Annotated in this window: 7 protein-coding genes and 1 pseudogene; all 8 read left to right on the forward strand. The window is 55.7% G+C overall.

Translation table 11 applies throughout. The features are described 5' to 3' along the window. Positions 1-658: P-type conjugative transfer protein TrbJ (gene trbJ / locus DOM57_RS21540; protein ID WP_110651793.1), on the forward strand; the 658-nt coding region annotated here is incomplete at its 5' end. 10 nt (positions 659-668) lie between these two features. Beyond that, positions 669-899, forward strand: a complete 231-nt coding sequence (gene trbK / locus DOM57_RS21545; protein WP_110651795.1) for an entry exclusion lipoprotein TrbK — start codon at positions 669-671, stop codon at positions 897-899. 13 nt (positions 900-912) lie between these two features. Next, positions 913-2409 carry a P-type conjugative transfer protein TrbL gene (gene trbL, locus DOM57_RS21550; RefSeq protein ID WP_110651797.1) on the forward strand — a complete coding sequence of 499 codons (1497 nt, stop codon included), beginning with the start codon at positions 913-915 and terminating at the stop codon, positions 2407-2409. Positions 2410-2421: 12 nt separating this feature from the next. Next, positions 2422-2688, forward strand: coding sequence for a hypothetical protein (locus DOM57_RS21555; protein WP_110651799.1), 267 nt, complete (start codon positions 2422-2424; stop codon positions 2686-2688). A 68-nt stretch (positions 2689-2756) separates the two neighbouring features. After that, the gene (locus DOM57_RS21560; RefSeq protein ID WP_110651801.1) at positions 2757-2957 is read left to right on the forward strand and encodes a hypothetical protein; all 201 of its coding nucleotides are present in this window, start codon (positions 2757-2759) and stop codon (positions 2955-2957) included. 233 nt (positions 2958-3190) lie between these two features. Beyond that, positions 3191-3439, forward strand: coding sequence for a FitA-like ribbon-helix-helix domain-containing protein (locus DOM57_RS21565; protein ID WP_239496375.1), 249 nt, complete (start codon positions 3191-3193; stop codon positions 3437-3439). After that, positions 3436-3864 (forward strand): type II toxin-antitoxin system VapC family toxin, encoded by a 429-nt coding sequence (locus DOM57_RS21570; protein ID WP_110651805.1) that lies wholly within the window; start codon positions 3436-3438, stop codon positions 3862-3864. Before DOM57_RS21565 ends, DOM57_RS21570 begins: the two co-directional genes overlap by 4 nt. An 82-nt stretch (positions 3865-3946) precedes the next feature. Continuing rightward, positions 3947-5892 (forward strand): annotated as a pseudogene (locus DOM57_RS21575) (class I SAM-dependent DNA methyltransferase). Positions 5893-5904 lie beyond the last annotated feature (12 nt).

Below are 5904 nucleotides of genomic sequence, written 5' to 3' on the forward strand. Positions count from 1 at the left end.
TGAATATCCCGGGATCATGACTGCAATGGAATCCGTGGCCCAGACCCTCAAGCAGGTCGAGCAGTATCAGGCGCAGTTGCAGCAATATGAAAACCAGTTGCAAAACACCATGGCTCCAGCGGCTTATATCTGGGACAGGGCACAATCCACGATTAATGATCTGACCCAAGCCACCAATACACTTCAGCATTACCAGAACCAGCTCGGCAGCCTCGATGCCTACCTGGGCAAGTTCCAGGACGTAGCGTATTACCGGAGTTCTCCCTGCTTTAATGGCGGCGGTTGCACGGATGCCGAACGTGCAGCGATGGATGAAAACCGTCGCCTGGCGTCTGAATCGCAAAAAGCGGCCAACGATGCGCTCTTCCGGGGGCTGGATCAGCAACAGGATAACCTGGTGTCCGATGCTCGACAGCTTGAGCGTCTTCAATCCGCCGCCCAGGGCGCGGATGGCCAGCTTGCCGCCATTGGTTACGCCAACCAGCTCGCCAGTAACCAGGCCAACCAACTCCTGCAAATCCGCAGCTTGCTGATTGCTCAGCAGAACGCGGAAGCAGCCCGTCTAGCTGCCGAACTGGATGCTAACGCCAGAGGGGAAGCGCGGGAACGGCAGATGCGTACCTGGAATTACCAACCTAGCGCAGCAGGTCGCTATTAAGGAGGCTGCGATGAAGAAGGTCATCCCACTTGTGGCAGCTGTTGCCTTGTTAGGTTGTGAGCAGGAAACGGTACCAGAGGCGAGTGCGATCACGTGCTCGCCAGTTGCGTTTCAGCAGACCATCAGCGAGCTGAGCCGAGAATCGAGCCGAAAAGCCTTTACCGAAGCCTGTCGGTCGTTCGAGAAGGCCCAACGCATGCGGGAATGGGAGTTCGAACCCAGCTCCCCCGGCAGGTATTGAGGGAGGGCGTCGTATGAAACGATTCGTATATGGTGGTTTGGGCGTGATGGCCGTCGTCATGCTGTCCGATACCGCAATGGCTCAGGAGTTATCCAGCAGCAACATCATGGATGATGTGTTGGATCGCTTTCACTATGCGGCATCCACATGGGGGCCTGCTATCGAAGCGGCCGCCAGTCGGTTGTTCTGGACCCTGGTAGTGATCTCGATGGTCTGGACGTTCGGCATGATGGCGCTGCGCAAGGCCGACATTGGCGAGTTCTTTGCCGAGCTTGTTCGTTTCACCATCTTTACAGGATTTTTCTGGTGGTTGCTGACGAACTCAACTCAGGGCATGAACATCGCGGGAACCATCGTACAGTCATTGCAAACTCTTGGGGCACAAGCCGGTGGCCTTTCCAACAGTAACCTGGGGCCGTCCAGCATCCTCGATATCGGCTTTGAACTGTACGACCAGACGGTGAAAGCTACGTCAGAGTTGAGCTGGAAACAGTTTGCCACTGCGTTGGTGATGGAAGGGATGGCCTTGGCCGTATTGCTGGTGTTGGCGATCATCTCCGTTAACCTGCTCCTGCTGCTAGCCGCCAGTTGGATACTGCTTTATGCGGGAGTGTTTTTCCTGGGATTTGGCGGCTCCCGTTGGACATCAGACATGGCGATCAACTATTACAAGGCTATTCTCGGCATAGCGGCTCAGTTGATGGCAATGGTACTCCTGGTCGCCATCGGTAGAGAGTTCATTACTCACTACTACTCGCAGATGAGCGAGAACATGGCGTCCCAGGAGTTGGTCGTGATGTTGGTCGTTTCGGTGATCCTGCTATTTCTGGTTAACAAGATTCCACCGATGATTTCCGGCCTGGTTTCGGGTGGCAGCGTGGGAGCAATGGGCATCGGATCATTCGGTGCCGGTGCTGCGGTAGGAGCAGCCATATCAGCGGCAGGTATGGCCCTCACGGCGGGCAAGATGGCTGGGAATGCGATGTTGGGCGGTGCGGCGAATGCAGTAGGTAGCGGGTCAGCCATCAAGGCTGCTTTCGAGAAAGCCCAGTCCAATATGTCGGGGTCTGAAGCTGACATGCCGAGCTTTGGCACTGGAGGTGACAGCAGCGGTGTTGGGAGTGGCAGCAGCTCCACCGGAGATGAAGCTGGCACCGGTGACACCCCATTTGCGCAGGCGGCTGGTTTCGCTGGTTCTGGCTCCCGATCTGGTGGCGGTAGCGGATTCAAGCGAGCAGCATCCTTGGGAGCTGGAACGGCTGGCGAGCTAGCTAAAGGGATCGGATCGAAGGTGGCTGGGAAGTTCCAGGGCAAGGTTGATCAAACCGCTGGTGGCCGCATGGCGTCATCCATCCGCGCGAGCATGAAGCCGGAAGGGGATAGTGAGGTCGCAGAAGCGGATGATTCTGTTCCCTCGTTCGAAAGCGACAGCTTGGGTGGTAGTGAACGTCAGCAGGATCGTAATGACGAGATAGCTAGCTTTGTGAACCGTGGCCAGCAGGACATCTAAGGAGAGCCCACGATGAAACAACGTCATTTTATGGTAGCCCTGGATATGCTCGACGAAGGGCGGGAGGCCTACACAGAAGCCGCTTTCGTACCTGCCGTCGAGCTATCGGTCGAGGGAGAGAGGAACTTTGGGGCAGAGATTGCCGCTTTCGTGAACCGTCCGGCCCACTCGGGCCGCGAGGAGGCACCACGCAGCACGCACACTAGCAACGATGTAGGAGCTGGAAACGGAAGAACCCCGTTTTCAGAGGCGGCGGGATTTTCCGATACTGGCTTCTGACATTATGGGAGCCATTGACCAGCAATAGCTCAGGCGGCCAATGGCCGCCTTTCCGCCAGGAGGTAGACATGACCGGGCAGACACGCTGGCAACGGCGTAAAGAGCTGGAAGACAACACCGTCGAGCAGGTCGGCGAGACGCATCCAGAAAGCGGGGAGCCGGCGGTTCGGTGGCTGACTCCCGAGGAGCTCGACGAACTGCGGCGGGATATGAAAGAAGCATCCGCTTGGGCGCGGGCTGAGCTGAAGCGGCGTAGAGAGGGCGGGTAGTCAAATTCAAGGTGGTTGGGTAAGAATCGATGGTAACTATCGCGACCTCGGCTTTTTGACCATGCTTCGATCACCAAACAGCCGGTCTCGTCCCAGGTCCAACTACCCTGGCGGAGCTCTTTTCGAAGACCACCCTACAATACGTATAGAGCTGTATGCAGCCTAGCTTGCAGTAGTGCATGCAAAACCATAGCATGCATTCATGGACGTTTAGGGATCACCGACCGATGGCAATGCTTACAGTTCGCAACATACCAGACGAGGTGCACCGCGCCCTGCGTGCCCGTGCGGCTCTGCACGGGCACAGTATGGAAGCCGAGGTGCGTGAGATCCTGGAGGCTGCTGTAGCCCCCGAAGGCCGGGTAAAGCTGGGGTCCATTCTGGCCGACATCGGCCGCCATGCTCAGCTGACCGATGATGAGTTCGCCGCCTTCGAGCAAGTCCGCGACAAGACCCCGGCGCGTCCGATGGACTTCGAATGATCCTGCTCGACACCAATGTCGTCTCGGAACCACTGCGCCAGGAGCCAGAACCGTGCGTTATCGAGTGGATCGACGCCCAAGCCCTGGAGACTCTCTACCTCTCCGCTATCACAGTGGCAGAGCTACGTACTGGCATCGCCTTGCTCCCGGCAGGGGATCGCAGGACGAAGTTGCAGGAGAACCTGGAGAAGCGGGCGCTACCCCTGTTTGCCGGGCGCGTCCTTCCGTTCGACCTTCCCTGTACGCAGGCCTATGCCGGGCTGATGGTGAAGGCACGAGAAACTCGCACTGAGCTCACTGTCGCCGATGGCTACATCGCAGCGATTACCCTAGCCAACGGCTTTGCCGTGGCAGCGAGAGCTCCCGAACGCTTCGAAGCAATAGGCGTGGCGGTAATCAACCCGTGGAAGATGAAAGCCGCCTAACGCCAAGTAAGTTGGACGGCGAAAATTTTAGCGTCTAAAAACGTAGCATTCGCCAGAAGGCGAACAGGACAAATGGCACACCATGAACGCAGTAGAAATCGAAGCCGCAATATCGGATCTGGCACAACAGCCCTTTGACCCGGCTGAATTCCCCTATGCCTTCCTGGAAGCATTCGGCAATAAGGCTACTACCATCAAACGGCTGCGCTCAGGTGCATCCAACAAGTCCGATCTTGGCGGCGTGCTGCAGACCAACAATATCCATATCGCAGTGGCGGATGCCGGAGCCATTACGCAAACCCTGGAGGCTCTCAAGGCCAGCCCGGCGACCACCCGTGCCAAGGCGCGCTACATCCTGGCAACCGATGGCGTGCTTTTTGAGGCTGAAGATCTGGAAACTGGTGAGACGGTGACCTGCACCTATGAGGCTTTCCCTGACCATTTCGGTTTCTTCCTACCGCTGGCGGGCATCACCACGGTCAAGCAGGTGCGCGACAGTTCCTTTGACATTCGCGCTACCAGCCGCCTGAATCGGCTGTATGTGGAGCTGCTGAAGGACAATCCTGACTGGGGTACGGAGGAGCAGCGCCACGAGATGAACCACTTCATGGCAAGGCTGATCTTCTGTTTCTTTGCAGAAGACACCGACATTTTCGCTGGTCGCGGCCTGTTTACCGATACTGTGGCTCAGATGAGCGCACGGGATTCCGCTAATACCCACGAGGTAATCAGCGAAATCTTCCGTGCCATGAATACCAAACTGGCCGAACGCACGACGGCAAGTATTCCCCGCTGGGCGAATGAAGGCTTCCCCTATGTGAATGGCGGGCTGTTTTCGGGTAGCGTGGTGGTACCGCGCTTCAGCAAGATTGCGCGCTCCTACCTATTACACATCGGCAGTCTGGACTGGACCCAGATCAACCCCGATATTTTCGGCTCCATGATTCAGGCGGTCGCTGATGACGAAGAGCGCGGCGCGCTGGGCATGCATTACACCAGCGTGCCCAACATCCTGAAAGTGCTGAACCCGCTGTTCTTGGACGACCTGCGCGAGAAGCTGGAGGAAGCGGGTGATAACCCCCGCAAGCTGTTGAACCTGCGTAACCGCATGGCCAGAATCCGGGTGTTTGACCCGGCGTGCGGCTCGGGAAACTTCTTGGTAATCGCCTACAAGCAGATGCGCGCCATTGAGGCCGAAATCAACGAGCGCCGGGGTGAACCAAATCGGCCTACGGAGATCCCGCTGACCAATTTTCGCGGCATCGAGCTGCGTGACTTCTCAGCCGAGATTGCTCGGTTGGCTCTGATAATTGCGGAATACCAGTGTGATTTACATTACCGTGGAAAAAAACTCGCCTTGGCTGAGTTCCTACCACTGGATTCTCAAAATTGGATCACTTGCGATAACGCCTTACGCCTAAACTGGCTCAGCATCTGTCCGCCTACTGGAACTGTGGTAAAGCATCATGCCGATGACTTGTTTGGGTCGCCTCTTGATCAGGCTCAGATCGACTTCGAAAATGAGGGAGGAGAGACCTATATTTGTGGCAACCCGCCTTATATTGGCAGACGAAATCAAGATCGGGAACAAAAAGCTGATCTAAAAAGACTGCTTGGTAATAAGATAAAATCTAGTGCCTCTTTAGATTATGTTTTTGGATGGATCGAGAAAGCTTCCGACTTTGTGCAGCATCAAGGGGGCAATTTGCCTTCGTTACAACAAATTCTGTGGCACAAGGTACGCAAATTCCTATTTACTGGCCACATTTATTCACTAAAGGGTTAGAAATCAATTTTGCTCATCATTCTTTCAAATGGGCGAATAACGCTGCGCACAATGCAGGTGTAACTGTTGTCATAATTGGCGTAGGTAAGCCAAAAAGGCCGAAAAATATTTTTGAAAATAATATCGTGAGAGAGGTTGATCAGATTAATCCATATTTGCTCCCTGGTGCGGCTGTTGTTGTAACCACCAGAAGCAGGCCGCTATCTCATACTGCCCGTATGAGCTATGGCAATCTTCCTTGAGGTGGTCCCCGA

It is taken from the genome of Salinicola peritrichatus, from assembly GCF_003206715.1.
GTDB lineage: Bacteria > Pseudomonadota > Gammaproteobacteria > Pseudomonadales > Halomonadaceae > Salinicola > Salinicola peritrichatus.